The sequence below is a fragment of the Agromyces sp. Y782 genome (assembly GCF_059445405.1).
Window position 1 is genome coordinate 237005 of sequence record NZ_JCAIUG010000001.1, and the last position, 26721, is coordinate 263725.

General features: G+C 67.9%; 27 protein-coding genes. 5 read left to right on the forward strand and 22 right to left on the reverse strand.

What is annotated here, in order from left to right; all coding sequences use genetic code 11:
- The first annotated feature begins 160 nt into the window (after positions 1 to 160).
- Positions 161 to 652 (forward strand): methylated-DNA--[protein]-cysteine S-methyltransferase, encoded by a 492-nt coding sequence (locus tag AC1C2S_RS01095; protein WP_495350695.1) that lies wholly within the window; start codon positions 161 to 163, stop codon positions 650 to 652.
- Between the two features lie 5 nt (positions 653 to 657).
- A complete protein-coding gene (locus tag AC1C2S_RS01100; RefSeq protein WP_495353170.1) occupies positions 658 to 1248 on the forward strand; it encodes a DNA-3-methyladenine glycosylase I in 591 nt (196 codons plus the stop codon).
- Positions 1249 to 1322: 74 nt separating this feature from the next.
- Here the strand turns inward: AC1C2S_RS01100 and AC1C2S_RS01105 are convergent, their stop codons facing one another.
- From AC1C2S_RS01105 to AC1C2S_RS01175, 15 genes are all read right to left on the reverse strand, one after another.
- Positions 1323 to 2081: a YaaA family protein gene (locus AC1C2S_RS01105; protein ID WP_495350696.1), complete on the reverse strand. Its 759-nt coding sequence runs from the start codon at positions 2079 to 2081 to the stop codon at positions 1323 to 1325.
- On the reverse strand, positions 2081 to 2653 hold the full coding sequence (locus AC1C2S_RS01110) for a P-loop nucleotide/nucleoside kinase family protein (protein ID WP_495350697.1): 573 nt from the start codon (positions 2651 to 2653) through the stop codon (positions 2081 to 2083). Before AC1C2S_RS01110 ends, AC1C2S_RS01105 begins: the two co-directional genes overlap by 1 nt.
- Before the next feature lie 11 nt (positions 2654 to 2664).
- A complete protein-coding gene (locus tag AC1C2S_RS01115; protein WP_495350698.1) occupies positions 2665 to 2925 on the reverse strand; it encodes a F0F1 ATP synthase subunit epsilon in 261 nt (86 codons plus the stop codon).
- 2 nt (positions 2926 to 2927) lie between these two features.
- On the reverse strand, positions 2928 to 4391 hold the full coding sequence (gene atpD, locus AC1C2S_RS01120) for a F0F1 ATP synthase subunit beta (protein ID WP_495350699.1): 1464 nt from the start codon (positions 4389 to 4391) through the stop codon (positions 2928 to 2930).
- Positions 4392 to 4414: 23 nt separating this feature from the next.
- Positions 4415 to 5317: a F0F1 ATP synthase subunit gamma gene (locus AC1C2S_RS01125; RefSeq protein WP_495350700.1), complete on the reverse strand. Its 903-nt coding sequence runs from the start codon at positions 5315 to 5317 to the stop codon at positions 4415 to 4417.
- Positions 5318 to 5410: 93 nt separating this feature from the next.
- On the reverse strand, positions 5411 to 7051 hold the full coding sequence (atpA, locus tag AC1C2S_RS01130; RefSeq protein ID WP_495350701.1) for a F0F1 ATP synthase subunit alpha: 1641 nt from the start codon (positions 7049 to 7051) through the stop codon (positions 5411 to 5413).
- A gap of 76 nt (positions 7052 to 7127) precedes the next feature.
- On the reverse strand, positions 7128 to 7922 hold the full coding sequence (locus AC1C2S_RS01135; protein WP_495350702.1) for a F0F1 ATP synthase subunit delta: 795 nt from the start codon (positions 7920 to 7922) through the stop codon (positions 7128 to 7130).
- Between the two features lie 3 nt (positions 7923 to 7925).
- Complete coding sequence (locus AC1C2S_RS01140) at positions 7926 to 8489, reverse strand: F0F1 ATP synthase subunit B (RefSeq protein WP_495350703.1); 564 nt, start codon at positions 8487 to 8489, stop codon at positions 7926 to 7928.
- 28 nt (positions 8490 to 8517) lie between these two features.
- A complete protein-coding gene (atpE, locus tag AC1C2S_RS01145; protein WP_022888426.1) occupies positions 8518 to 8751 on the reverse strand; it encodes an ATP synthase F0 subunit C in 234 nt (77 codons plus the stop codon).
- 45 nt (positions 8752 to 8796) lie between these two features.
- Entirely contained in the window at positions 8797 to 9576 is a 780-nt protein-coding gene (gene atpB / locus AC1C2S_RS01150; RefSeq protein WP_495350704.1) for a F0F1 ATP synthase subunit A, read from the reverse strand.
- Positions 9577 to 9758: 182 nt separating this feature from the next.
- On the reverse strand, positions 9759 to 10235 hold the full coding sequence (locus AC1C2S_RS01155; protein ID WP_495350705.1) for a Cg1360 family ATP-synthase-associated protein: 477 nt from the start codon (positions 10233 to 10235) through the stop codon (positions 9759 to 9761).
- A complete protein-coding gene (locus AC1C2S_RS01160) occupies positions 10216 to 11511 on the reverse strand; it encodes an MraY family glycosyltransferase (protein ID WP_495350706.1) in 1296 nt (431 codons plus the stop codon). The genes AC1C2S_RS01155 and AC1C2S_RS01160 overlap by 20 nt, the downstream gene beginning before the upstream one ends.
- Positions 11508 to 12365, reverse strand: coding sequence for an L-threonylcarbamoyladenylate synthase (locus AC1C2S_RS01165; protein WP_495350707.1), 858 nt, complete (start codon positions 12363 to 12365; stop codon positions 11508 to 11510). Before AC1C2S_RS01165 ends, AC1C2S_RS01160 begins: the two co-directional genes overlap by 4 nt.
- 98 nt (positions 12366 to 12463) lie before the next feature.
- Positions 12464 to 13294: an ABC transporter permease gene (locus AC1C2S_RS01170; protein ID WP_495350708.1), complete on the reverse strand. Its 831-nt coding sequence runs from the start codon at positions 13292 to 13294 to the stop codon at positions 12464 to 12466.
- A 5-nt stretch (positions 13295 to 13299) separates the two neighbouring features.
- Entirely contained in the window at positions 13300 to 14208 is a 909-nt protein-coding gene (locus tag AC1C2S_RS01175; protein WP_495350709.1) for an ATP-binding cassette domain-containing protein, read from the reverse strand.
- Between the two features lie 132 nt (positions 14209 to 14340).
- Between AC1C2S_RS01175 and AC1C2S_RS01180 the strand changes: the two genes are divergently transcribed.
- Positions 14341 to 15324, forward strand: coding sequence for a TetR/AcrR family transcriptional regulator (locus AC1C2S_RS01180; protein ID WP_495350710.1), 984 nt, complete (start codon positions 14341 to 14343; stop codon positions 15322 to 15324).
- Between the two features lie 17 nt (positions 15325 to 15341).
- Here AC1C2S_RS01180 and prmC read toward each other — a convergent pair whose 3' ends face one another.
- Positions 15342 to 16226, reverse strand: a complete 885-nt coding sequence (gene prmC / locus AC1C2S_RS01185) for a peptide chain release factor N(5)-glutamine methyltransferase (protein ID WP_495350711.1) — start codon at positions 16224 to 16226, stop codon at positions 15342 to 15344.
- An 86-nt stretch (positions 16227 to 16312) separates the two neighbouring features.
- On the opposite strand from prmC, the gene cysK reads away from it, so the two are divergent.
- Together cysK and epsC are read left to right on the forward strand one after the other, a co-directional pair.
- Entirely contained in the window at positions 16313 to 17248 is a 936-nt protein-coding gene (gene cysK / locus AC1C2S_RS01190; protein WP_495350712.1) for a cysteine synthase A, read from the forward strand.
- A 108-nt stretch (positions 17249 to 17356) separates the two neighbouring features.
- Positions 17357 to 17935, forward strand: coding sequence for a serine O-acetyltransferase EpsC (gene epsC, locus AC1C2S_RS01195; RefSeq protein ID WP_495350713.1), 579 nt, complete (start codon positions 17357 to 17359; stop codon positions 17933 to 17935).
- 141 nt (positions 17936 to 18076) lie between these two features.
- On the opposite strand, the gene prfA is transcribed toward epsC, so the two are convergent.
- The 6 genes from prfA to lysA all read right to left on the reverse strand — a co-directional run bounded on the left by prfA (position 18077) and on the right by lysA (position 26613).
- Positions 18077 to 19153 carry a peptide chain release factor 1 gene (prfA, locus tag AC1C2S_RS01200; protein WP_495350714.1) on the reverse strand — a complete coding sequence of 359 codons (1077 nt, stop codon included), beginning with the start codon at positions 19151 to 19153 and terminating at the stop codon, positions 18077 to 18079.
- A 7-nt stretch (positions 19154 to 19160) separates the two neighbouring features.
- A complete protein-coding gene (gene rho / locus AC1C2S_RS01205; RefSeq protein ID WP_495350715.1) occupies positions 19161 to 21365 on the reverse strand; it encodes a transcription termination factor Rho in 2205 nt (734 codons plus the stop codon).
- 423 nt (positions 21366 to 21788) lie between these two features.
- Positions 21789 to 22763, reverse strand: a complete 975-nt coding sequence (gene thrB / locus AC1C2S_RS01210) for a homoserine kinase (protein ID WP_495350716.1) — start codon at positions 22761 to 22763, stop codon at positions 21789 to 21791.
- A complete protein-coding gene (thrC, locus tag AC1C2S_RS01215; RefSeq protein WP_495350717.1) occupies positions 22760 to 23860 on the reverse strand; it encodes a threonine synthase in 1101 nt (366 codons plus the stop codon). The genes thrB and thrC overlap by 4 nt, the downstream gene beginning before the upstream one ends.
- Positions 23861 to 25168 carry a homoserine dehydrogenase gene (locus AC1C2S_RS01220; protein ID WP_495350718.1) on the reverse strand — a complete coding sequence of 436 codons (1308 nt, stop codon included), beginning with the start codon at positions 25166 to 25168 and terminating at the stop codon, positions 23861 to 23863.
- Positions 25165 to 26613: a diaminopimelate decarboxylase gene (lysA, locus tag AC1C2S_RS01225; protein WP_495350719.1), complete on the reverse strand. Its 1449-nt coding sequence runs from the start codon at positions 26611 to 26613 to the stop codon at positions 25165 to 25167. The genes AC1C2S_RS01220 and lysA overlap by 4 nt, the downstream gene beginning before the upstream one ends.
- Positions 26614 to 26721 lie beyond the last annotated feature (108 nt).

A 26721-nucleotide genomic window follows, 5' to 3' on the forward strand; every position in this document is an offset into this window, starting at 1 on the left:
GTGGACGGTCGCCGAGGTTCCGCACCTGTCGAGGAAGAGTCGCCATCGGAGCAGCGCTCGATCGCACTCACTCCTCCTCCACAGGACCGGGGTGACGCCGACTCTCCGCCATGTCCGATTCCCGCGAGCCGCTGTCGGACGCCACGACTACTCTCGAAGTATGACCAACGTGTTCCTCATCCGCCTCAGCAGCCCGATCGGGCGCATAGAACTCGTCGCCGACGACGAGGCCGTCACAAGTCTCTCCATCGAGAGCGGCGGCGTGCTCCCCCACGACGCTCTCGCCGAGCGCCCGAACGCCGTGCTCGAGCAAGCGCGCGATCAACTCGCCGAATACTTCGCCGGCCGACGCCTCGACTTCGATATTCCGGTGCGTCTGCGCGGCACACCGTTCCAACAAGCCGTCTGGGGCGCACTCGAACGACTCCAATGGGGCGAGGCCACTTCGTACGGCGCCCTCGCCGCCGCGGTTGGTCGCCCCGGCGCGGCGCGTGCCATCGGCGGCGCCGTCGGAGCCAACCCGGTTCCCATCATCGTCGGCTGCCATCGAGTGCTCGCGTCCGACGGGCGCATCACCGGGTACTCGGGTGGTGAAGGAGTGCCGACGAAGCTCTGGCTGCTCGGCCACGAGCAGATCGGGTTCGCCGCGTGAGCGTCATTCCCCGGGCCGAGATCATCGTCGGCGACGACGGACTCGCCCGATGCGGCTGGGGTGCGAGCGACCCCGAGTACCGCCGGTATCACGATGAGGAGTGGGGCACACCACAGCACGATCCCGTGCGACTCTTCGAGAAGGTCTGCCTCGAGGGGTTCCAGGCCGGTCTCTCCTGGATCACGATTCTGCGTCGTCGTCCCGCGTTCCGCGAGGTGTTCCACGGCTTCGACGCAGTGCAGGTCGCTGCGATGGGCGACGACGACGTCGCGCGGCTCCTCGACGACGAGCGAATCATCCGACATCGGGGCAAAATCGAGGCGACGATCCAGAACGCGCGCGCCACGCTCGAACTCGACGTGCCGATCGACGAGCTGTTGTGGGGCTTCGCTCCAGCGCCTCGTGCCACTGCGCCGACCTCGTTCGCTGAAGTGCCGGCCACGACTCCCGAGTCCGTGGCCATGAGCAAAGAGCTGCGCCGTCGCGGGTTCCGTTTCGTCGGCCCCACCACCATGTACGCGCTCATGCAGGCGGCGGGCATGGTCGACGACCATCTCGCCGGTTGCCATCGAGCAACGCAAGCGACAGCGGCGTGAGCAGGGTCCGTCGCTGAGACCTCCCCACCGCGGTCGGTGGCGCATCAGGCACGAAGCAAGATGCTCTCGACGAGTCAGGCGACGAGCTCGAGCTCTTGCGCGCCGGCATCACGTTCTGGAGCGAGCGCCACCGAGAACCCGGCCCCGTGCGCCCAGTCGATCAACTCGGCGATCGACGTGAGCTGCGGACGCGAGGTGAGCACGGCGCGAGTGAAGCGCCCCTTCGCGTGCTTGTTGAAGTGGTTCAGGGCACGACGTCGTCCGCCATCATCGACCGTGACGACCCGCACGAAGACCGAACCATGGCGAACGGGCGCCGGTCCGAGTTCGGCGTACGCCTCCGATCGCAGGTCGAGGATCATTCCCGGCTCGCGCTCGAGCAGCTCGCGGATGGGCGCCCGCCACAGCGACTTGAGCCGCACGTCCGGCACACGCGAATCGTGCGAGAGCCGGTACGCCGGAATCGCATCCAAGGCGCCGATCAGTCCGAAGAGCGCCGAATGCACGACCAGATGATCCGCGGCGAACGACCTGGCCCGCGCATCGAGAGTGGAGGCGTCGAGCGCGTCGAACAACACGCCCGTGTACCGATCGATCGCCGGCATCGTCGGTGAATCGAGCAGCGACCGGTTGCGATCGACTTCGTGCGCGAGCCGTGGTCCGAGTTTGAGCGCCCGCATCGTCGCGGCCGGGTCGCCCGCGAGCTCGACGACGGCAGCAGCCGATACGGCACGCATCGGAGCGAGCGCTCCGAACGAGAGACGATCCAGATCAAGCGGAACGTCGGTGCCGCCGTCGCGTTTGGTCTCGGACGGCGGAAGAAGAAGCCGCACTACGAACCGATGAAGGCGAGCGCTGCGTCGACGTTCGATCCGAGCGATTCGATGCTGTCGATCGTCACGCGTGGCAGCGCCGACGACGGCCCCGTCCACGCGGCATAACCCTCGAGGCTCTGCTCGACGGCCCGCCAGGTGGTCTCCTCGAGGTGCGGGAGCTTGCGCTCGCGCTTCTCGAGACGGTCGCGGTGCAGTGATTCATCGGAGCACACGACCTCGATCACCCGCAGTCGCACGTCTGCGCGCTCGGCGAGGTCGCGCCACTGCAAGCGTGCAGCCTCGGCCGCGTTCACCGCATCGACGATGACCGTGCGGCCGGAGTCGAGCTCCTTCTCGGCGATCTCCTCGGCAACGAGGTACGCGGCGAGACCCGTCGGCTGATCCGCATCGATGCCGGCACGCAAAATGGCCGACTCGATGGGATCGACCGACACGACGGTGGCGCCGAGGCGGGCACCGATGATCTCACCGATCGTCGACTTTCCCGCGCCCGGCAATCCGGCCATCACGATGAGTTGGGTGACACTCAGGTCCCCGAATTGGCGCTCGATCGACGGCTCCCCCTGCATGCGCGCGGCTCCTAAGTGAGTTCTGCCCGTGAAGCGACGATCTGCACGGCGTTCGCCTGTACCGAGAGGAATCCGTCTTCAGCACTGGCGGTGATCTTCTCGCCGCCGGGCAGAGTGACGCGCACCTCGCCGCCGGCGAGGATCGCGAGCATCGGCTCGTGACCGGGCAGAATGCCGATCTCGCCTTCGACGGTGCGCGCCACCACCATGGTCGCCTCGCCCGACCAGACCTGCTGGTCGGCCGAGACGACGCTCACGTTGAGGGCGGCCATGTTCAGCCGTTCTCCTTCTGAATCTGAGCCCACTTCTCTTCGACGTCGGAGATGCCGCCGACGTTGAAGAAGGCCTGCTCGGCGACGTGGTCGAACTCGCCCTTGGCGATCGCGTCGAACGACTCGATCGTGTCCTTGAGCGGCACCGTCGAGCCTTCGACGTTGGTGAACTTCTTCGCCATGTAGGTGTTCTGCGAGAGGAACTGCTGGATGCGGCGTGCGCGCGACACCGTGATCTTGTCTTCCTCGGAGAGCTCGTCGACACCGAGGATGGCGATGATCTCCTGCAGTTCCTTGTTCTTCTGGAGGATCTGCTTGACCGTCGTGGCCACGCGGTAGTGGTCTTCACCCAGGTAACGGGGGTCGAGGATTCGCGAGGTCGACGTCAGCGGGTCGACCGCCGGGTAGAGACCCTTCGATGCGATCTCACGCGACAACTCGGTCGTCGCGTCGAGGTGGGCGAAGGTCGTGGCCGGGGCCGGGTCGGTGTAGTCGTCGGCGGGAACGTAGATCGCCTGCAGCGAGGTGATCGAGTGACCACGGGTCGACGTGATGCGCTCTTGGAGCACACCCATCTCATCGGCGAGGTTCGGCTGGTAGCCCACGGCCGACGGCATGCGGCCGAGCAGCGTCGAGACCTCGGAACCTGCCTGGGTGAAACGGAAGATGTTGTCGATGAAGAGCAGCACGTCTTGCTTCTGCACATCGCGGAAGTACTCCGCCATGGTCAGGGCAGACAGCGCCACGCGCAGACGCGTTCCGGGCGGCTCGTCCATCTGGCCGAACACGAGAGCGGTCTTGTCGAAGACGCCCGCCTCTTCCATCTCATGGATGAGGTCGTTGCCCTCACGGGTGCGCTCGCCGACACCGGCGAACACGGACACACCGCCGTGGTTCTGCGCGACGCGCTGGATCATCTCTTGGATGAGGACCGTCTTGCCGACACCCGCACCGCCGAAGAGGCCGATCTTGCCGCCCAGTACGTAGGGCGTGAGCAGGTCGATGACCTTGATGCCGGTCTCGAACAGCTGGGTCTTGGACTCGAGCTGGTCGAACGCCGGGGGCTTGCGGTGGATCGGCCAGCGCTCGGTGATCTCGATCTGCTCGCCGGGCGCACCGTTGAGGATCTCGCCGGTGACGTTGAAGACCTTGCCCTTCGTGACGTCGCCGACCGGAACCGAGATCGGCGCGCCGGTGTCGGACACCTCTTGGCCGCGCACCACACCGTCGGTGGGCTTCAGCGCGATGGCGCGAACCACGTCGTCGCCGAGGTGCTGTGCGACCTCGAGGGTCAGCACCGTCGTGGTGTCGCCGATCGTGATCTCGGTCTTCAGCGCATTGTAGATCGCCGGGATCGAGTCGTGCGGGAACTCGATGTCGACGACGGGGCCCGTGACCCGGGCGACGCGGCCGACGGCGCCGGCCACTGGCGCGGCCGCGGCCGCGGCGGTAGCGGTGTCAGTCATGTGTTCTCTCTCTTCGTAAGGGGCTACTTGGCGGACGACAGTGCGTCAGCGCCGCCCACGATCTCGGAAATCTGCTGGGTGATCTCGGACTGACGCGCGTTGTTCGCGAGGCGCGTGTAGTCCGTGATGAGCTTGTCGGCGTTGTCGGATGCCGACTTCATCGCCTTCTGCGTCGCGGCGTGCTTCGCTGCCGACGACTGCAGCATGGCGTTGTAGATGCGGCTCTCGATGTAGACCGGGAGCAGGCCGTCGAGCACCGTCTCAGGGTCGGGCTCGAATTCGTACAGCGGGAACACCTCGTGCTTGGCGTCGGGGACCTCTTCGCTCTCGACGACCTCGAGGGGAAGCAGCCGGGTGACGACCGGAACCTGGGTGATGCGGCTCACGAACCGGTTGTACACGATGTGGATCTCATCGACACCGCCATCGGAGGAGTCCCGCAGGAACGCCTCGAGCACGGCATCGCCGATCTCTCTCGCGGTATCGAAGTCAGGGCTGTCGGTGCCGCCGACCCAGCTCCGCTCGAACGAGCGTCGCCGGAACTTGAAGTACCCGACGGACTTGCGGCCGACGAGGAAGTACTCGACGTCTTTGCCCTGGCTCTTCAGCAGCTCGGTGAGTTCTTCGGCCTCACGCAGCACTTGCGAGTTGAAGGCGCCGGCGAGACCACGGTCTGACGTGAAGATCACGACTGCCGCACGGTCGATGCGCTCGGGCTCCGTCGTCAGCACGTGTGCGACGTTCGAGTAGCTCGCGACCGCCGACACCGCTCGGGTGATCGCCGTCGAGTACGGCTCGGACGCCGCGACCCGCGCCTGCGCCTTCTGGATCCGCGAGGCCGAGATCAGCTCCATCGCCCGCGTGATCTTCTTGGTCGTCTGAGCAGACTTGATCTTCTGCCGGTAGACCCGAAGCTGCGATCCCATGTTTCTCCTGTGTCCTGACTTCCTGGTGCTGAGGCTCTCGAGGCGACCCCGTGAGGTCCGTTCCCTTCGAGAGCCTCAGGGAACGAGGAATGACTAACGGCGACCCTTGACGATCTTCTCCTGGACGACGTCTTCTTCAGCGATCGCCTCGAACTGCTCCGAGCCCACCGAGGCGAGCGGCTTGCCCTCGCCCGTCTGGAACTCGAGCTTGAATGCGTCGACGGATGCCTCGAGCTCGGCGACGATCTCGTCGGAGAGCTTGTTCGTCTCGCGCAGCGAGTTCAGCACCTCGCTGTTCCGGGCGAGGTAGTCGTGCAGCTCGCTTTCGAAACGCAGGATGTCTTCCACCGGAACCTCGTCGAGCTTGCCCTTGGTACCGGCCCAGATCGAGACGACCTGCTTCTCGACCGACATCGGCGAGTACTGGGGCTGCTTGAGGAGCTCGGTGAGGCGGGCGCCGCGGGCGAGCTGACGGCGGCTGGCCGCGTCGAGGTCGGACGCGAACATCGCGAACGCCTCGAGCGAGCGGTACTGCGCGAGCTCGAGCTTCAGCGTGCCCGAGACCGTCTTGATCGACTTGACCTGGGCGTCGCCGCCGACTCGGGAGACCGAGATGCCGACGTCGACCGCCGGGCGCTGGTTCGAGTTGAACAGGTCGGACTGCAGGAAGATCTGGCCGTCGGTGATCGAGATCACGTTGGTGGGAATGTACGCCGAGACGTCGTTCGCCTTGGTCTCGATGATCGGCAGACCAGTCATCGAACCGGCGCCGAGCTCGTCGGAGAGCTTCGCGCAACGCTCGAGCAGACGCGAGTGCAGGTAGAAGACGTCACCGGGGTATGCCTCGCGTCCCGGCGGGCGGCGCAGAAGCAGGGATACGGCGCGGTAGGCCTCGGCCTGCTTCGACAGGTCGTCGAAGATGATGAGCACGTGCTTGGAGTCGTACATCCAGTGCTGGCCGATGGCCGAGCCGGTGTACGGCGCGAGGTACTTGAAGCCGGCCGGGTCCGAAGCGGGAGCGGCGACGATCGTCGTGTACTCCATGGCGCCGGCGTCTTCGAGTGCGCCCTTCACGCCCGCGATCGTCGAGCCCTTCTGGCCGATCGCGACATAGATGCAGCGCACCTGCTTGTTGACGTCGCCCGACTCCCAGTTGGCCTTCTGGTTGATGATCGTGTCGATCGCGATGGCCGTCTTGCCGGTCTGGCGGTCGCCGATGATGAGCTGACGCTGGCCGCGGCCCACGGGGATCATGGCGTCGATGGCCTTGATGCCAGTCTGCAGCGGCTCGTGCACCGACTTGCGCTGCATGACGCCCGGCGCCTGCAGCTCGAGGGCACGACGGCCCTCGATGCCGGTGATCTCGCCGAGACCGTCGATCGGGTTGCCGAGCGGGTCGACGACACGGCCGAGGTACCCCTCGCCGACGGGGACGGAGAGGACCTCGCCCGTGCGGGTCACCTCCATGCCCTCTTCGATGCCGGTGAACTCGCCGAGCACGACGACGCCGATCTCGTCTTCGTCGAGGTTCTGCGCGAGGCCGAGCGTGCCGTCGGCGAAGCGGATGAGCTCATTCGCCATCACCGAGGGCAGGCCCTCGACGTGCGCGATGCCGTCGGCTGCGTCGGTCACGTACCCGACCTCGGTCTTCTGCGTCTGGCCGGGTTCGTACGACGAGACGAACTCCGAGAGAGCCGAACGGATCTCTTCGGGGCTGATGGTGAGTTCTGCCATTGTCTTTTCCCTTTTCTGTACCGGTTGTACAGCTACTGGTGTGTCGCGGCGCGGACGCCGGTCGTATCAACCGGCGTCAGCCGGCAAGCTTCTGCCGCAGCGAACTGAGGCGGGAGGCGACGCTGCCGTCGATGACGTCGTCGCCGATCTGCACGCGGACCCCGCCGAGCACGGCGGGATCGACGATGATGTCGAAGCGGACACGGCGGCCCGACTGAACGGCGAGGCCCTGCTCGAGCCGGCCCAGCTGGGCGGCGCTGAGCTGGACCGCGGTCGTGACCGTCGCGATGTCGAAACCGCGCTGGTCGGCGACGACGGATGCGCCGTGGCGGAGCAGTTCGCCGATGCGGCGGCCGCGGGGCTGCTGCACGAGATGCGCCACGATCGCGACCATCTGCGGCGATGCCTTGCCGATGAGGAGGCGATCGACGATCTTCGTCTTGGACGCGGGATCGCCGAGCTTCGAACCGAGCGCGAGCTCGAGTTCTGCATCGGTGGCGACGGCACGTTCGAACGCGAACAGCTCGGCGTCGATCTCGACGCCGTCGGGAGCCGAATCCGCGGCGACGCGGATTCCGAGCTCTTCGATGCCGGCGAGGAAGTCGTCTCCGGAGGACCATCGGTGCGACGCCGCGCTCACCAGGAGCGAAGCGGCCTCGGCCGGGATGCGAGAGCCGAAGATCGTCTCGACGAGCGCACGCTTCTGTGCAGCGTCGGCCTCGGGGTCGATGAGTGCCGTGCGCAGATGCGCGGACTCCCCGATCACCCGGCCTGCGGCGAGAAGCGCCTCGGCGACCGGGAGCTCTGCGCGACCGAGCTCGGCCAGCGCAGCCCGCGATGCGTCGAGAGCTCCTCTTGTAGCGCTACCCATGGACTACTTCTTCCCTCCGGCGGCGGCCTCTGAGGCCTCCAGGTCGGCGAGGAACCGGTCGACGACCGCAGTCGCCTTCGCGTCGTCGGAGAGCGACTCCCCGATGACACCCGATGCGAGGTCGATGGCGAGCGTGCCCACCTCGGAGCGCAGCGAGACGAGAGCCGACTGGCGCTCGGCCTCGATCTGCGCCTGTGCGCTCGCGGTGACGCGTGCGGCCTCGACGGTCGCGGTGTCTTTCGCCTCGGCGACGATCTTCTTGCCGTCGTCGCGAGCGGTCTCACGGATGCGACCGGCCTCGGTGCGCGCGTCGGCGAGCTGGGCGGTGTACTCCTCGAGAGCCGCCTCGGCCTTGCGCTGCGCCTCGTCGGCCTTCGCAATGTTGCCCTCGATCGCCTCGCCGCGCTCGTCGAGCAGCTTCTGCACGCGCGGCAGCACGTACTTCCAGAAGAAGATGAGGATGATGACGAAGCAGACCGACGACCAGATGATGTCGTACAACTCCGGAACGACCGGGCTGTGGGTCTCGCCACCCTCGGTTGCAGCGCTCAGTACTGCATGAAGCACGTTGGCCTCCTCAGTTGGGGCGAGTGGATCAGACGAAGATGAAGTAGGTCGCGATGCCGATGAAGGCGAGCGCCTCGGTGAAGGCGATACCGATCCACATCAGCACCTGGAGGCGGCCGGCGAGCTCGGGCTGGCGAGCGACGCCCTCGATCGTCTTGCCGACGACGATGCCGACGCCGATGGCCGGGCCGATTGCCGCGAGGCCGTAGCCGACCGTCGCGATGTTGCCGTTGATCTCAGCGAGAACGGTGGTTGCGTCCACGTTGGGTTTCCTTTCCTAGGGAATGTTCTGGGCGGATGCCCGGGTTCAGTGCTCTTCCGCCACCGCGAGCTGGATGTAGACCGCGGTGAGGAGTGCGAAGACGTAGGCCTGCAGGACGGCGACGAGGATCTCGAACAGCGTGAAGGCGAAGCCGAAGGCCAGCGTTCCGACACCGAGGAGAGTCCACCATCCGCTCATCTGCACGACGAAGAACTGGGTCGCGGCGAAGAAGAGCACGAGCAGGAGGTGCCCGACGATCATGTTCATCATGAGTCGGAGCGTGAGGGTGATCGGGCGGATCACGAATGTCGAGATGAGCTCGATCGGCGTGACGATGATGTAGACGGGCCACGGAACACCGGAGGGGAAGAGGGAGTTCTTGAAGAAGTTCTTGGGGCTCTTCTTGACGCCCGCGTAGATGAAGGTCACGTAGGCGACAATCGCGAGCACGAGCGGCACGCCGATGACCGATGTGCCGGCGATGTTCAGGAACGGGATCACACCCGTCAGGTTCATGAAGAGCACCATGAAGAACATCGTCGTGAGGATCGGCAAGAACCGCTTGCCGTCTTTCTTGCCGAGCAGGTCGTCGGCGATGTTCACCCGCACGACATCGAGACCCATCTCGACGAGGCTCTGGAACCGGCCGGGCACGACGCGCATGCGCCGGGTGCCGAGCCAGAACACGAGGAGCAGGGCTGCGACCGCGACGAAGCGGACGAGCATGATGCGGTTGATCTCGAAGGGGGTGCCTTCGAAGAACAGCGCTCCGGGGAAGAATTCGTCGATCGACGGCCCGTGGAAGCCACCATCATCGGTTGACATCGGAACCAGCAGGTTCAGAGCGTTAGCTAACAGCGCTTTCTCCTGTTTCGGGGCGTGGAGCTCGGCTCTCGCGGCGACGAACATGGACCGCGGTCGACCCGTGCGTGAGCAGGGCAGAACCGTGGGGGGATCCCCATTACTCTAGCAATACTTCGGGCTGCGGCCGAATCGCCGAGGGCGACTCAGTCATCGCTCGGCGCCTTCGGCAACTCGACGTCGCTCACGTACGGCAACCGCGACTTCGTGACGACCAGCACGTCGACGACGAGCGAGGCGATGACGCCCGCGACGAGGCTGAGGAAGAGCACCGTGGTGTTCAGCCAGGCCGCCTCGCGGAGCACCACGACGAGCACGATGAAGACGATGAACTTCAGAATCCATCCGCCGAGCACGATGCCGAAGAACGCGCCCACGAAGAGATCGCTCGAGGCGAATCGGTTGGCGGCGAGGATGCTCGCCGCCGTGATGCCCATGAAGATGACGGCCATGAGCGTGCCGATCAGCGCGCCGAGAAGGCCCGGCACGCCGGCGAACACGAGACCGAGCACGGCGCTGACCACGAGGATCACCCCGGCGAGCAGTGCCCCCCACGCGAGCGCCTTGCGCAGCACGGGGTTCGAGGTCGGGGTGCGGTCGGGTTCAGCTCGTGCGTCGCTCATCGTGCTCCAGTTCGGGGTCGCCCGATTCTACCGGGCGGCCCTGAACGAGCACCGGGCTCGCGGATGCCTCGGCGCCCTCGAGCTCGTCGGCACCGAGCGCCGCGTCATCCGTCTCGGGAATCTCGGCCTCAGCGGCCACCGTCAGCCGCTTGCGACGGCCGAGCGGGGCGAGCGTGATCGCCGCGCACACGAGGAATCCGATGCCGATCAGCGCGAGTGCCCATGCCGAATCGATGCCGAAGTAGACGGGGAAGACATAGGTCAGCAGGCAACCGATCGAGGCGACCGCTGTCCATCCGTAGAAGATCAGCACCGCGTTCAAGTGTGAGTGCCCCATGTCGAGCAGTCGGTGGTGCAGGTGCTTGCGGTCGGCGGCGAACGGCGACTTGCCCGCGCGGAGCCGGCGCACGACGGCGAGTGCGAAGTCGAGGAGTGGGATGACGAGCACCGCGAACGGCAGCAGGATCGGGATGAACGCCGCGAACAGCTGGTCGAAGCCGACCCCGGTCGGGTTGAGCTGCCCGGTGACCGCGATCGCGGAGGTGGCCATGAGCAGGCCGATGAGCAGCGCCCCGGCATCGCCCATGAAGAGCTTGGCGGGGTGCCAGTTCAGCGGCAGGAACCCCGCGCACGCGCCGACGAGCACGATCGCGATGAGCGACGCGAGGTTGAAGTAGTTCAGCGGCGACGTCTGCTGCACCAGCAGGTAGGTGTAGAGGAAGAACACGCCGTTCGCGATGAGCGTGACGCCGGCGACGAGACCATCGAGACCGTCGATGAAGTTCACGGCGTTCATCACGAGCACGATGACGAACACGGTGAGCACGGCACTCATCCACGACGATCCGACGGTGATGCCGCCGATCGGCAGCGAGTAGATGGTCACGCCCTGCCACGCGATCAGGCCCGCGGCGATGAACTGTCCGGCGAGTTTGGTGGTCCAGTCGAGGTCCCAGATGTCGTCGGCGACTCCGATCAGCACGATGAGCAATGCGGCGCCGAGGATCGCGATGATCTGGCCCGGGTTCTGGAAGACGATCGAGATCACCGAGAACCGCGCGGAGCCGAGCGTCGAGATGAAGGCCGCGGCGCAGATCGCGACGACGATGCCGACGAACATCGCGACGCCGCCGAGACGCGGGGTGGGCCGCGTGTGCACATCGCGCTCGCGGATCTTCGGGTAGAGCCGGTACTTCAGGCTCAGCTTCCAGACGAGGATGGAGCCGCCGAAGGTGACGAGCGCCGTCAGCAGGGCGAGTGCGAGGAACAGGGTCATGAGGCGGCGGTGTCCGTTTCGTCGGCTGATGCCGTGGCAACGTCGGTCGGGCCACCGCCGGAAGCAGGTTCGGCGACGCCGAGGTCGAGGTCCACTGCCGACTCGGACTCGAGTCCGGGCTCCGGCCCTGGCTCTGGCTCCGGCCCTGGCTCGGGCTCGGGCTCGGGCTCGAGCAGCTCCTCCCCCACGACTGCGGCGATGCGTTCGCGGGTGATCACTCCCGCACGTGCGATGCGGAGGCGCCCGCCCTCGCGGGTCAGCCCCGTCGCGTCGACGATCGTCGACGAGGTATCGCCCGCGCGTTCGCCGACGGGTTCGTACGACTGCCCGGCGGCGCCGCCGTCGAGGTACACGGTGACCGCATCGCCCAGCATCTCCGCGGCATCCGCTGCCGTCGTCGCCGATGGCCGGCCAGACAGATTCGCGGATGAGACTGCGAGCGGCCCCGTCTCGGCGAGCAGTTCGAGGGCGACCGGGTTCGCGGGCATGCGGAGGGCCACGGTGCCGCGGGTCTCGCCGAGATCCCATTGCAGCGACGGTTGCGCGTGCAGGATGACGGTGAGCCCGCCCGGCCAGAATTCGTCGACGAGCGCTCGCACGGCCTCTGGTACCTCGCTCGCGAGCGCGTCGAGCGTCGGGATGCCCGAGATCAGCACGGGCGGCGGTGAGGTGCGCGCGCGACCCTTGGCTTCGAGCAAGCGGGCGACGGCCTTCGCGTCGAACGCGTCGGCGGCCACGCCGTAGACCGTGTCGGTCGGGAGGACGACGAGTTCGCCGCGTCCGATGGCGCCGCGAGCAAGACGCATACCGGTGAGGAGCTCTGAGTCGACCGAGCAGTCGTAGATGGCAGTCATGACCTGCCGATTCTAGACCAGCGGGTCGGGCGCGACGTCGGCGAACAGCGGATGCCGCGGTGTGCTCCGGCACCGCGGCATCCTGTTCAGCACCCTCGTCAGCGACGGCCCGCCTTGCGGCGGAACAGCCAACCGCCCCAGACGACCGACACGAGGAGGATGCCGACGCACCAGCCGAGCGCCCACCAGACGGTGTCGCCGACCGGCGTGTCCATCAGGAATCCGCGGATGGTCTCGATGATCGGGGTGATCGGCTGGTACTCGGCGATCCATTGCAGCCACTCGGGCATCGTCTCGACCGGCACGAAGGCGCTCGAAAGGTACGGCAGGAACAGCAGGATGAAGCCGAACCCGCTCGCCGCCTCGGGGCTCGATGCCGCGAGTCCGATCGCCGCGAAGAGGTAGGTGATCGCAAGGATGTAGAGCGCCACCAGGCCGAATGCGGCGAGCCACTCGAGCGGCGTCGCCACTGGGCGGAATCCCACGAGGAGGGCGACGACGATGACGACACCGGTTGCCACGAGGTTGCGCACGAGGCTCGCGACCACGTGACCGGTGAGCACCGCGCCGCTGCGCAGCGGCATCGTGCGGAACCGATCGATGATGCCGGTGGTCATGTCTCGCGAGACCGAGATCGCGGTCGACGAGGCACCGAAGCCGGCGCACAGCAGGATGATGCCAGGCACGACGTAGTCGACGTAGCCGCCCGAGGGGTCGATGGCGTTGCCGAAGATGAAGGTGAACATCAGCATCAGCATCGTCGGCAGCATGATCGCCATGATCATGGCCTCGATGTCGCGCACGGAATGGCGGAAGCTGCGGGCGATGAACGTCGATTCAGCGGTGAACGCGCCGAGCGGCGCGCGAGCCGGCGCACCGGCGACACGGTCGGAGCGGTCGGTGCGGGCGGGAAGAGTGTTGGTCGTCATGGCGGTCACTTCGATTCGATGAGTTCGGGGGCGGATGCCGCAGCGCCGGCGGTGATCGCGAGGAACACGTCGTCGAGACTCGGACGGCGGATGGAGACCTGTGCACCGTCGACCGCGGCCGCCGGAGAACGGTCGAGCTCGTCGATGGCCGAGCGGAGGCCGTGCACACTGCCATCGGTCGGCAGTTCGACGAGCAGGGTGCCGTCGGCTCCGCGGAGCTCGACGACGTCGCCGCCGATACGGGCCTTCAGTTCGTCGGCGGTGCCCTCGGCGGCGACGCGGCCACGGTCGAGCACGGCGATGCGGTCGGCGAGCCGGTCGGCCTCCTCGAGGTACTGGGTAGTGAGGAAGACTGTCGTTCCCGCGTCGGCGAGCGCGCGGATGACGTTCCAGAGCTCCTGACGACTCCTGGTGTCGAGTCCCGTGGTCGGCTCGTCGAGGAACAGGATCGGCACGTCGACGACGAGGCTGAGCGCGAGGTCGAGGCGGCGGCGCATGCCGCCGGAGTACGTGCCGACACGTCGGCGCGAGGCATCCGTCAACTCGAAGCGCTCGAGCAGCTGCGCCGCCCGATCGCGTGCCTGCTGACGTCCCAAGCCCGAGAGCCGGCCCATCATCACGAGGTTCTCCGTGCCGGTCAGCACCTCGTCGACCGCCGCGGACTGGCCCGTGAGGGCGATGCGCTCCTTCACTTCGGTCGGCGCCGTCGCGACGTCGATACCGCCGACCCGTGCGATGCCGGCATCGGGCTTCACGAGCGTCGTGAGGATGTTGATGGTCGTCGTCTTGCCGGCGCCGTTCGGGCCGAGCAGGGCGAACACCGTGCCAGTGGGCACGCTGAGGTCGAGTCCCGCGAGCACGTCGGTCTTGCCGAAGCGCTTACGCAGCCCACGTGCGTCGATCGCGAGGGTCATGGCGTTCTCCATTCCGTAGTCGCTTGCACCTGTGAATATGAGTACGGCGCAAACTGTTTATGTGATGCACTGTTGTTTAACATATACACAGTTCTAGACTGTCGTCAACACCATCTCGAGAACGGAACCCCAGTGAGCCCTGAGCGAAGCGATCCCGAACTCCCTCGGGCGGTGGCGCTCGCCTGGGGTGTCGCGGCGAACCCCCAGCGCGGCCCCAAGCGCGAACTCTCGATCGAGCGCATCGTCGATGCAGCCATCGAGATCGCCGACGCCGAGGGCCTCTCCGCCGTCTCGATGAGCCGAGTCGCGGCGTCGCTCGGCTTCACGACGATGTCGCTCTACCGCTATGTCACGAGCAAAGACGACCTGATCCTGCTCATGCAGGAGGGTGCCGTCGTTCCTCCGGTACCAGACGAGACGCTCGAGCGCGGGTGGCGCGACGGCATCACCGCCTGGGTGCTTGCGATGCGTGCCGCCTACCGTGAGCACCCGTGGATCGTCGACATCCCGGTCTCAGGCGCTCCGATCACGCCGAACAGCCTGCTCATCGTCGACTGGTTCCTGCGCGAAGTCCGAACCCTCCCCCTGAGCGACGGTGAGAAGATGTCGACGCTGCTCCTGCTCACGAGCTATGCACGAGCCACGGGCGCGCAGGAGCGAGACCTCGGTCGGGCAGCCGCCGCCGCCGACCCGGCGGATGTCAGTGGTGCGAACTTCTTCGAGGCCCTCACCGAACTCGTGACGCCCGAGCGATTCCCCTATCTGAACCCGCTCCTCATCGCGGGTGGCTACGTCGCCGAACCCGGAGCAGACCCCGGAAACACCGACGAAGACTTCTCCTTCGGGCTGGAGCGAATCCTCGACGGCATCGAGTACCACGTCGCACGTATGGAGGCGGGTGCCGTCGCCCGCCCCGAAGAACCGCTTCCGGCATCGCTCGCGCTCCCTCGCGACCCGCGCGTGCGCGACGCCGCCAGGGCACGGCGCGATGCGGAGAAGGCCCTCCGCGAGGCGCAGAAGCGCGAACGCGAGGCGATCAAGCACGCACTCGAACGTGAGAAGAACGCGCACGAACGCGAGAAGAACGCCCGCGAGAAGGCCGAGCGCGCCAAGTAGTCCGGACAGCTCGATGCTCAGCGAACGGCGGTGGTCGCCCGGTCTCGGGTCGTGAGATCGCGGTGGTGCGCGATCGCCCGCCATCCGTCGGCTGCCAGGATCGCGGCGATCTCGGCCGACTGCGTCTCACCGTGCTCGATCACGAGCACCCCTCCGGGCCGCAGCAGCAGGAGTGCGCGCTGCGAGAGCACCCGCACGACATCGAGGCCGTCGGCGCCGCCGTAGAGGGCGCGTTCGGGGTCGTAGAGCCGCACCTCGGGATCGCGCGGCACCTCGCTCAGCGGAACATACGGCGGATTCGAGACGACGACGGCCACGCGGCCGTCGAGTTCGTGCAGCACATCCGCGAGGTCGCCGAAGACGAGCTCGAGGTTCGGAGCGCCGACTGCTTCGACGTTGCGCCTCGTCCAGACGAACGCCTCGGGCGAGTTCTCGACCGCCCATACCCGCGCATGCGGAACTTCCGTCGCGAGGGCGAGCGCGATGGCACCGCTGCCGGTGCCGAGGTCGATGCCGATCGGTTCGGACTCCGCCGCCGCGATGAGCGCGTCGATCGCCAGCTGAGCGACCTGCTCGGTCTCGGGCCTCGGCACGAACACGCCGGGGCCGACCTCGAGCTCGAGACCGCGGAATGCGGCACGACCCGTGACGTGCTGCAGCGGTTCACGGCGTGCACGACGCACGACGAGGTCGGCCAGCGCCGCGGCATCCGACTCGCTCATCTCTGCGCCCACGACCATTCGCGCCTGCACGCCGCCGCGCGAGAGACCGAGCACGTGCCCGATCAGCAGCTCGGCATCGACCTCGGCGTCGCGCACTCCCACCGACGCGAGCGCCGCCACCGTCTCATCTCGGACCTCGCGCAAGGATCGCGCTCGCGCGCCGGGGGTCGTCGTATCCACGCAAAGGAATGTAACGCACTCGCCTCCACCCCGGCCGAACCCTAGGCTGGAGCCGTCGTTCAATCCCGAATCCGAGAGGCATCCTCATGGCGCAGATCTACGAGAACATCACTGAGGTCGTCGGTCGTACCCCGCTCGTGCGCCTGAACCGGCTCACCGAGGGCGCGGGCGCCACGGTGCTGGCCAAGCTCGAGTTCTACAACCCTGCGGCGAGTGTGAAGGACCGCATCGGCGTGGCCATCGTCGACGCCGCCGAGGAGTCCGGCGACCTCGCTCCCGGCGGCACCATCGTCGAGGCGACGAGCGGCAACACCGGTATCGCGCTCGCCCTCGTCGGCGCGGCCCGCGGTTACCGCGTCGTGCTCGCCATGCCCGAGACGATGAGCATCGAACGTCGTGTTCTGCTGCGCGCCTACGGCGCCGAGATCGTGCTCACCCCCGGCGCTGAGGGCATGAAGGGCGCCGTCGCCAAGGCCGACGAGATCGTCGAAGCGACCCCGGGCGCGATCCTCGCCCGCCAGTTCGAGAACGAGGCGAACCCCGCGATCCACTACGCGACGACCGGCCCCGAGATCTGGGCCGACACCGACGGCGGCGTCGACATTCTCGTGTCCGGCATCGGCACGGGCGGCACCATCACGGGCGCCGGCCGCTTCCTCAAAGAGCAGAAGCCCGGCGTGCAGGTCATCGCCGTCGAGCCGGCCGACTCCCCCATCCTCACGAAGGGCACGCCCGGCCCGCACAAGATCCAGGGCCTCGGCGCGAACTTCGTGCCCGACGTGCTCGACCGCGAGGTCTACGACGAGGTCATCGATGTCGCCACGAGCGACGCCATCGCGACGGCACGACAGCTCGCGACCGACGAGGCGATCCTCGGCGGCATCTCGTCGGGCGCGGCGGTCTGGGCGGCACTCGAGGTCGCACGACGCCCCGAGAACGACGGCAAGACCATCGTCGTGGTCGTACCCGACTTCGGTGAGCGCTACGTCTCGACGGTGCTCTACGAAGATCTCCGCGACTGAGCGGGCGAGCCGGCAGCAGGCCGCCGGCTCGATCGACCCGGCGGCCGGGCCGGGCGGCAACTGAACGTCGCGCGGGCTGATCGACGCGGCGCCTGATTGACTATGGGCGTGAGCATCTTTCGATCACTCCGCGAAGACATCGCGACCGCGCGCGCCCATGATCCGGCCTCCCGCGGCAACGCCGAGGTGTTCCTCGCGTATTCAGGGCTGCACGCGATCTGGGGCTACCGCCTCAGTCATGCCCTCTGGCGCGCCGGCATCAGGCTTCCGGCACGGTTGCTCTCGCAACTGCTCAGATTTCTGACCGGAGTCGAGATCCACCCCGGCGCAACCATCGGGCGGCGTTTCTTCATCGATCACGGCATGGGCATCGTCATCGGCGAGACCGCGGTCGTCGGCGATGACGTGATGCTCTATCACGGGGTCACATTGGGCGGAAAATCGGCACGCGGCGCCCGACGCGGGACGAAGCGGCATCCAACCCTCGACGACGGCGTGACCGTCGGCGCCGGCGCGAAAGTGCTCGGCGACATCACAATCGGCGCCTGGAGCACGATCGGAGCGAACGCGGTCGTCACGAAGGATGCACCGGCGCATTCGCTCGTCGTCGGCATCCCGGCGACGTTCAAGCCGCTGACGCACGAGACCGCCGACGCCGCACGCGGCATCCACGACTGGCACATCTGACGCCGGTCTGCTGCTTGGCAGAACACTCCCGTTCACCCATGCATTCGACCTGAGAAACCGCCGACCGGCGCTGCTCGGGTTCGAACAGCAGATGCCCCGGACACGAGTGGTCCGAGGCATCCGCTCGCTGTGCGTCGCCGCTTACTGGTCGCCCAGGTGGGCCAGTCGCGCCTCTTCGTCCGCCTGGATGGCAGACTCGATGATCGGGTCGAGCGCGCCGTTCATGACGTGGTCGAGGTTGTACGCCTTGTACCCGGTGCGGTGATCGGCGATGCGATTCTCGGGGAAGTTGTAGGTGCGGATGCGCTCCGACCGGTCCATGGAGCGGATCTGCGATTTGCGGGCATCGGATGCCGCGGCCGCGATCTCCTCTTGCTGGCGGGCGAGGATTCGCGCACGAAGCACGCGCATCGCCGCTTCGCGGTTCTGCAGCTGCGACTTCTCGTTCTGCATCGAGACGACGATTCCGGTCGGAAGGTGGGTGATGCGCACCGCCGAGTCGGTCGTGTTGACCGACTGACCGCCCGGGCCCGATGAACGGTAGACGTCGATCTTCAGGTCGTTCTGGTTGATGTCGACCTCTTCGGGCTCGTCGACCTCGGGGAAGACGAGCACGCCCGTCGTGGAGGTGTGGATGCGCCCCTGCGTCTCGGTGACCGGCACGCGCTGCACGCGATGCACGCCGCCCTCGTACTTGAGGTGCGCCCAGACGCCCTGCGACGGATCGGTCGCGTTCGACTTGATCGCCACCTGCACGTCTTTGTAGCCGCCGAGATCGGACTCGTTCTGGTCGAGCAGCTCGACCTTCCAGCCCTTGGACTGCGCGTACTGGATGTACATGCGTAGCAGGTCGGCCGCGAAGAGGGCGCTCTCGGCGCCCCCCTCGCCACCCTTGATCTCCATGATCACGTCACGGCCGTCGTCGGGGTCGCGCGGGATCAGGAGCCGCCGGAGGCGCTCTTGCGCAGTGGCGAGCCCCTCTTCGAGCGCGGGCACCTCTTCGGCGAACGCCTCGTCTTCTTTCGCGAGCTCACGCGCCGCGGCGAGGTCGTCTTGAGCCTCGAGCCACGCCGAGTGCGCGGCGACGATGCGGCTCAGCTCGGCGTAACGCCGGTTGACCTTCTTCGCGCGCGCAGCGTCGGCATGGAGCGCCGGGTCGGCGAGCTCCTCTTGGAGCTGCGCATGCTCGGCGAGCAGGCTCTGGACGGACTCGAACACGGAAGCCTCAGCGGTGGTCGGTCTCGTGCCCGTGCGCGTTGCCGTGTCCGGGAGCGACCGGCATCGACTTCTGCATGAGCATGAGGAACTCGACGTTCGACTGCGTCTCTTTCAACCGACCGAGCACGGCTTCGAGGGCCTGCTGCTGCTCGAGACCCGCGAGGGCACGACGCAGCTTCCAGGTGATCTTCACCTCGTCGGGCGAGAGGAGCATCTCTTCGCGGCGCGTGGATGACGCGTTGACGTCGACCGCGGGGAAGATCCGCTTGTCGGCGAGCTGACGCGACAGGCGCAGTTCGGAGTTGCCGGTGCCCTTGAACTCCTCGAAGATCACCTCGTCCATCTTCGAGCCGGTCTCCACGAGCGCGGTCGCGAGAATGGTGAGCGAACCGCCGTTCTCGATGTTGCGCGCCGCGCCGAAGAATCGCTTCGGCGGGTAGAGCGCCGAGGCGTCGACGCCGCCGGAGAGAATGCGACCGGATGCCGGTGCGGCGAGGTTGTACGCACGACCGAGTCGAGTGATCGAGTCGAGCAGCACGACGACGTCGTGGCCGAGTTCGACGAGACGCTTCGCGCGCTCGATGGCGAGTTCGGCGACCGTCGTGTGGTCTTCGGCCGGGCGGTCGAAGGTCGAGGCGATGACCTCGCCCTTCACCGTGCGCTGCATGTCGGTGACCTCTTCGGGGCGCTCGTCGACGAGCACGACCATGAGGTGGACCTCGGGGTTGTTGATCGAGATGGCGTTCGCGATCTGCTGCAGCACGATCGTCTTGCCGGCCTTCGGCGGAGCGACGATGAGACCGCGCTGACCCTTGCCGATCGGGGCGACGAGGTCGATGATGCGCTGCGTGAGCTTGGTGGGCTCGGTCTCGAGCCGCAGACGGTCTTGTGGGTACAACGGCGTGAGGTCGTGGAACTCGACGCGCGCAGCAGCTTCATCGGCGGTCTGGCCGTTGATCGAATCGACCTTCACGAGCGCGTTGTACTTCTGGCGGCTGTTCGAGTCGCTGTCGCGCGGCTGCTTGATGGCACCGACGACCGCGTCGCCCTTGCGCAGGTTGTACTTCTTCACCTGGCCGAGCGAGACGTAGACGTCGCTCGGGCCGGGCAGGTAGCCCGTGGTGCGCACGAACGCGTAGTTGTCGAGCACATCGAGGATGCCCGCGATGGGGATCAGCACGTCGTCGTCGAGGATCTCGGGCTCGAGCTCGTCACCGGCGCCCTGGCCGCGGCGCTTGCGATCGCGGTACCGGTTGCGACGCCCGCCCTCGCCGTCGAGCTGGGCCTGCGCGTCGCGCGCCTGGTTGTCGCGAGTCTGGTTGTCGCGACCTCGGCCGCCCTCGTTCTGCTGCTTGGCCTTGTCGTCATCGCCGCCCTGGCGCGGCTCGCCGGACTTTGCGCCCTGCTCCTCGCCTTTGCGGCCCTGCTGCTCGCCGTTCTGGCGGTCGCCGTTCGAACGCTCGCCGTTCTGACGGCCCGACTGGCGCTCGCCCTGCTTCTGCTCGCCTTGCTTCTGCTCGCCCTTCTGGGCGTCGTCGCCGCGGTCGGCACGCTCGCCGCCACGTCGGCCGCGGTTCCGGCTGCGCCCCTGGCGGGGCTCTTCGGTAGCGGTGGCATCACCATCGCCGTCGCCCGACTGGGCGCCGCGGGCACCCTCGCCGGTCGCGGCGGCGAGTTCTTCTCGCACCGCGGCGCGAGCTGCTTCGCGAGCGTCGTCGGTCTCGGGCACGAGGCCGGCGCCGGTGTCGCCGTTGTTCACGTGCTGCACCGCCGCAGTGGTCGCGCTCGTGGCCCGACGGGGCTGGCGTCGCTGCCGGGCGGGGGCCGCGACGACCGGGGCGGTCGAGGCCGCGTCGGCCGCGACATCCGGTGCCGCGATCTCGTCGGCTGCAGCAGCGTCGCGCTCGGGGCGCGTCACCGGGGCCGCGGGTGCCTCGGGCAGGTCGAGCTCGATGCGAGGGGTCGCCTCAGGCACGGCCGTAGGTTCGTCGGACGAGGTGTCGCCGAGCGATGCTTCTTGGCCGAGGGAAGCTCCTTGGCCGAGCGATGCCTCTTGATGGGCCTGGATCAGCTCGACGAGCTCACCCTTTCGGCGCTTCGAACCGCCGGCGAGGCCGAGGGACGCGGCGAGCTCTTGGAGCTCGGCGACCTTCAGCGCGGACAGGCGGGCGGTGTTGGCCACGCGGTCGGCGTGGTCGATTCCGTTGGTCACTGGGTATGTTCCTTTCCCCTGACGCAGGAGTTGCGGATACAGGAGAGCTGGTCGCTTGCACGAGCGATGTCGGTGCGCACGAAGGCGCAGACGTGCGCGAGAGCGAAAGCAATAATTTGCCGGGAATTGCACGAGCGAGCGGTGACGCGAACAATGCGTCGCCTGCCGGGTGCGTGTTCAGTCTACCATCACCGAACCGGTGATTCCGACACACGACGCAGCTGTGGAAAGCGGATGCCGCGCTGCTCTCCCTGCGCAATTCAGGTCGGGAGCGGCGCGGGGCGGCGCTGACCCGGTGTGTCGGCGCTGCGACACACCTCCCGACCTGAATTGCTGCGCCCCGTGGGGGCCGCCGTCGTGCGCTCTCAGGTCTTCCGGGCGGCGTCACCTTGGGGCTGCCGCCGTTCGCGGCGGTCGTGAACGCTACGCGTTGAGAACCGTCGCACCCTTGAAGTCCACGGCGAGCGGCAGCGCCTGCCAGGCAGTGTCGGCGGACGCCTCGACCAGCGCGATCGCCGCGGCACGCTCGCTCGGATCGCTCGCGAGCACGAGGATCGACGGGCCCGCGCCCGAGACGACGGCAGGATGCCCCGCCTCGCGCAGCACCCTGATGAGTCGATCGGTCTCGGGCATCGCCTTCGCGCGGTAGTGCTGGTGCAGCTTGTCTTCGGTGGCCTGAAAGAGCAGCTCGGGGCTCTGGATGAGCGCCGCGATGAGCAGCGCCGACCGCGAAACGTTGAAGACCGCGTCTTCGTGGGGCACCGACTCGGGCTGCAGCGAGCGTGCGAGTGCCGTCGACATCTCGTGTTCGGGCACGAGCACGAGCGGCGAAACGCCGCGATGCACGATGAGCTTCTTGTGGCGCGGTCCATCGGGCGTGACCCAGGCGATCGTCAGCCCGCCGAACAGCGCCGGCGCCACGTTGTCGGGATGCCCTTCGAGCTCGGTGGCGAGGTCGAGCAGTTCGTCCGCCGTGAAATCGACGACCCCCTCGAGCAGTCCCTTGGCCGCGATGACCCCCGCGACGATCGCGGCGCCGGACGAACCGAGGCCGCGGCCGTGCGGGATGCTGTTGTGCGCCACGAGCTTCAGCGGCGGCAGCGCAACCCCGGCGCGCGAGAAGGCGTGGGCGATGGCGCGCACGACGAGGTGCGACGCATCGAGCGGCACCTCTCCCTCGCCGACGCCGTGCACCTCGATCTCGAGCCGCGGGCCGTCGTGCCCCGTCGACTCGGTCGGCACCGACACCTCGAGATCGTCGTAGCGCGCGAGCGCCAGCCCCAGCGTGTCGAAGCCGGGGCCGAGGTTGGCCGACGTCGCCGGCACCTTCACGAGCACGCGGCGACCGGCGAGCGACGGCGAGACGCCGACGTCCGTCGCGACGGCGGCGCTCGTCATGACGAGAGTCCGAGCACCGAGGCGATCTGCACGGTGTCGACCGGCACGATGACGGGCTGCACGTCTGAGCCGTCGGCCGTACGAAGTGCCCACTGGGGGTCTTTCAGGCCGTGCCCGGTGACCGTGAGCACGACGCGCGCGCCCGCGGGCACGACGCCGGCGGCCGAGCGCTCGAGGAGCCCGGCGACCGAGATCGCCGATGCGGGCTCGACGAAGATGCCGACCTCGGCGGAGAGGATGCGCTGGGCCTCGAGGATCTTGTCGTCGTCGATCGCGCCGAAGTATCCGTCGGACTCGTCGCGCGCCTGCAGGGCGAGCTCCCACGAGGCGGGGTTGCCGATGCGGATCGCGCTCGCGATGGTGTCGGGGTCTTTCACGGGCTCGCCGCGCACGATGGGCGCCGAACCCGAGGCCTGGAACCCGAACATGCGCGGCAGTCGGGTCGCATTGCCTGCGGCGATGTCTTCGCGGTAGCCGCGCGTGTATGCGGTGTAGTTGCCGGCGTTGCCGACGGGGATGAAGTGGAAGTCGGGCGCGTCGCCGAGCACCTCGACGACCTCGAATGCCGCGGTCTTCTGCCCCTCGATGCGGTCGTTGTTGACCGAGTTGACGAGGTGCACCGGGTAGTTGTCGGCGAGATCGCGTGCGATGTCGAGGCACTCGTCGAAGTTGCCCTGCACTTGGATGAGCCGGGCGTTGTGCGCGATCGCCTGGCTCAGCTTGCCCATCGCGATCTTGCCTTCTGGCACGAGTACCGCGGCCGTGATGCCGGCATGCGTGGCGTAGGCGGCGGCCGATGCCGAGGTGTTGCCGGTCGATGCACAGATGACGACCTTCGCGCCGCGCTCGACGGCCTTCGTGACCGCCATCGTCATGCCGCGGTCTTTGAACGAGCCCGTGGGGTTCATCCCCTCGAACTTCACCCAGACGTCAGCGCCCGTGCGGGCCGAGAGTGCCGGCGCGGGAAGCAGCGGCGTGCCGCCTTCGCCGAGAGTGACGACCGGGGTGGAGTCGGTGACGTCGAGCCGGTCGGCGTATTCGCGGATGACTCCGCGCCACTGGCGCGAATCGGCCTTCGGGGAGATGGGGTTGTTCACTTACGTTCCTTCGACTCGGAGGACGGACGCGACGGATGCGACGACGGGGCTCTGGGCGAGGGCGACGACGGTTTCGGCGAGCGCGGACTCCTTCGCCTCGTGCGTCCCGATGACCAGCGTAGCTCGCTCGGAGCCCTCGCTGACGGTCTGTTGCAACTGCTCGACGGAGACGCCGTGCTCGGCGAAGGTGCGCGCGATCTGCTCGAGCACGCCCGGCTCGTCGGCGACCTCGAGCGTGATGGCGTAGCGGGTCGTGATGCGCCCGATGTCGAGCACCGGCAGTTCGGCGTGCGTCGATTCGGCGGTACCGGGGCCGCCGATCACGTGCCGGCGGGCGATGGCGACGAGGTCGCCGAGCACGGCGGAGGCCGTCTGCACTCCCCCAGCGCCGGCACCGTAGAACATGAGCGGCCCGGCAGCGGATGCCTCGACGAACACGGCGTTGTTCGCCCCGTGCACCGCCGCGAGCGGATGGCTGCGCGGCACGAGGGCCGGGTACACCCGGGCGGAGACGCCCTCTTCGCCCGTCTCGGCGTCGGTGAGGCGCTCGCAGATCGCGAGGAGCTTCACGACGTAGCCGGCCCGGCGCGCGGAGTCGACCTGCTCGGCTGAGATGCCCGTGATGCCCTCGCGGTGCACGGCCTCGACGGGCACGCTCGTGTGGAAGGCGAGGCTCGCGAGGATCGAAGCCTTCTGCGCAGCGTCGTAGCCGCCGATGTCGGCGGTCGGATCGGCTTCGGCGTAGCCGAGCTCGGTCGCAGTCGCGAGCGCGTCTTCGAGCGAGGCACCGGTTTGGTCCATGCGATCGAGGATGAAGTTCGTCGTGCCGTTCACGATGCCGAGGATGCGCTCGACGCGGTCGCCGGCGAGGCTGTCGCGAAGCGGCCGGATGATCGGGATGGCCCCGGCGACGGCCGCTTCGTACGAGAGCTGCGCACCCACCTGCTCGGCGGCGGCGAAGAGCTCTGGGCCGTGATTGGCCAGCAGCGCCTTGTTGCCGGTCACGACGTCGGCGCCCGAGGCGATCGCCTGCAGCACGAATGTGCGGGCCGGCTCGATGCCACCCATGAGCTCGATGACGATGTCGGAACCGAGGATGAGTGCATCGGCGTCGGTCGTGAGCAGCTCGCGCGGCAGTTCGGCGTCGCGCTCGGCGTCGACGTCGCGCACGGCGATGCCAACGAGCTCGATGCGGGCGCCGATGCGCTGGGCGAGCTCATCGGAGTGCTCGAGCAGCAGGCGCGCCACTTGCGAACCGACCGAGCCAGCGCCGAGCAGGCCCACTCGGATGGAGCGGTACTCGATCATGCCGGGTTCCCTTCGGTGGTGCGGTCGTCGAGGGCACGGCCGTCGAAGGGCCGGTCGTCGGATGCATCGAGCCCCGCGTCACGGGCGAGCAGCTGCTCTTCGGTCTCACCGTGCACGATGACCCGCGCGAGCCCATCACGCACGGCGATGACCGGCGGCCGGGGCACGTGGTTGTAGTTGGAGGCGAGCGACCAGCAGTATGCGCCGGTCGCCGGCACGGCGAGCAGGTCGCCCGGGGCGACGTCACCGGGCAGGTATTCGGCGTCGACGACGATGTCGCCCGACTCGCAATGCTTTCCCGCGACGCGCACGAGTGCGGGTGCCGCGTCGGAGACTCGTGAAGCGATGCGCGCCGAGTAGTCGGCACCGTAGAGCGCAGTGCGGACGTTGTCGCTCATGCCGCCGTCGACCGACACGTACTGGCGCACGCCGCCCTCGATCGGCACGGGCTTGACGGTGCCAACGGTGTAGATCGTGACGCCGGCGGGGCCGATGATCGAGCGGCCGGGCTCGAAGGCGAGCTTCGGCACGGGCACGTCGTGCTCGCGGCATCCGTTCGCGACCGCGCGCACGATGCCCACGGCGATCTCCTCGATCGGCGCCGGCTCATCGACGGAAGTGTAGGCGATGCCGAACCCGCCGCCGAGGTTCAGCTCGGGCACCGGTGCGACCCGAGAGAGCTCGGCGTGCGCGGCGAGCAGGCGCTCAGCCGACTCGGCGAAGCCCGCCGAATCGAAGATCTGCGAACCGATGTGGCAGTGCAGCCCGAGGAAGTCGAGCGAGGCGTGCGAGCGGATGCGAGCGCCGAGCTCGGCCGCACGGTCGAGGGAGACGCCGAACTTCTGGTCTTCGTGTGCCGTTGCGAGGAACTCGTGCGTCGAGGCGTGCACCCCGCTGTTGACGCGGAGCCGCACCCGCTGCACCCGGCCGGCGCGAGCCGCGGCATCCGCGACCCGTTCGATCTCGATCTCGCTGTCGATGACGATCGCACCGACGCCCGCCGTGACCGCGCGTTCGATCTCGGCGATCGACTTGTTGTTGCCGTGGAAGCCAAGACGTGCCGGGTCGGCGCCTGCGGCGAGTGCGACCGCGAGTTCGCCGCCGCTGCACACATCGACCGCGAGGCCCTCGTCGGTGACCCAGCGCACGATCGCACCCGAGAGGAACGCCTTGCCTGCGTAATAGACCGTCACAGTCGTGCCGATGGATGCCGCGGCGTCGTCGAAGGCCCGTCTGATGCGCGCTGCGCGAGCCCTCGCGTCGGCTTCGTCGACGACGTAGAGCGGCGTGCCGAACTCGGCGGCGAGCGACGCGGCATCGCGGCCGGCGATGACGAGCCCGCCGCCCTCGTCGCGAACGGCGTTCGACGGCCAGACCAGCGGCGCGAGCGCATTGGCGTCGGCGGGCACACTGAGCCAGCCGGGAACGGGTGCGGTGGATACCACGGGGAAACCTCACGGGACGGAGACGACGGCACGGACCGCTCGCGGCGAGCGAACCCGGATCGGTTCCTGAAGCCTGCAGTGCGCGCCGACCTTGTGGGTCGGCGTATC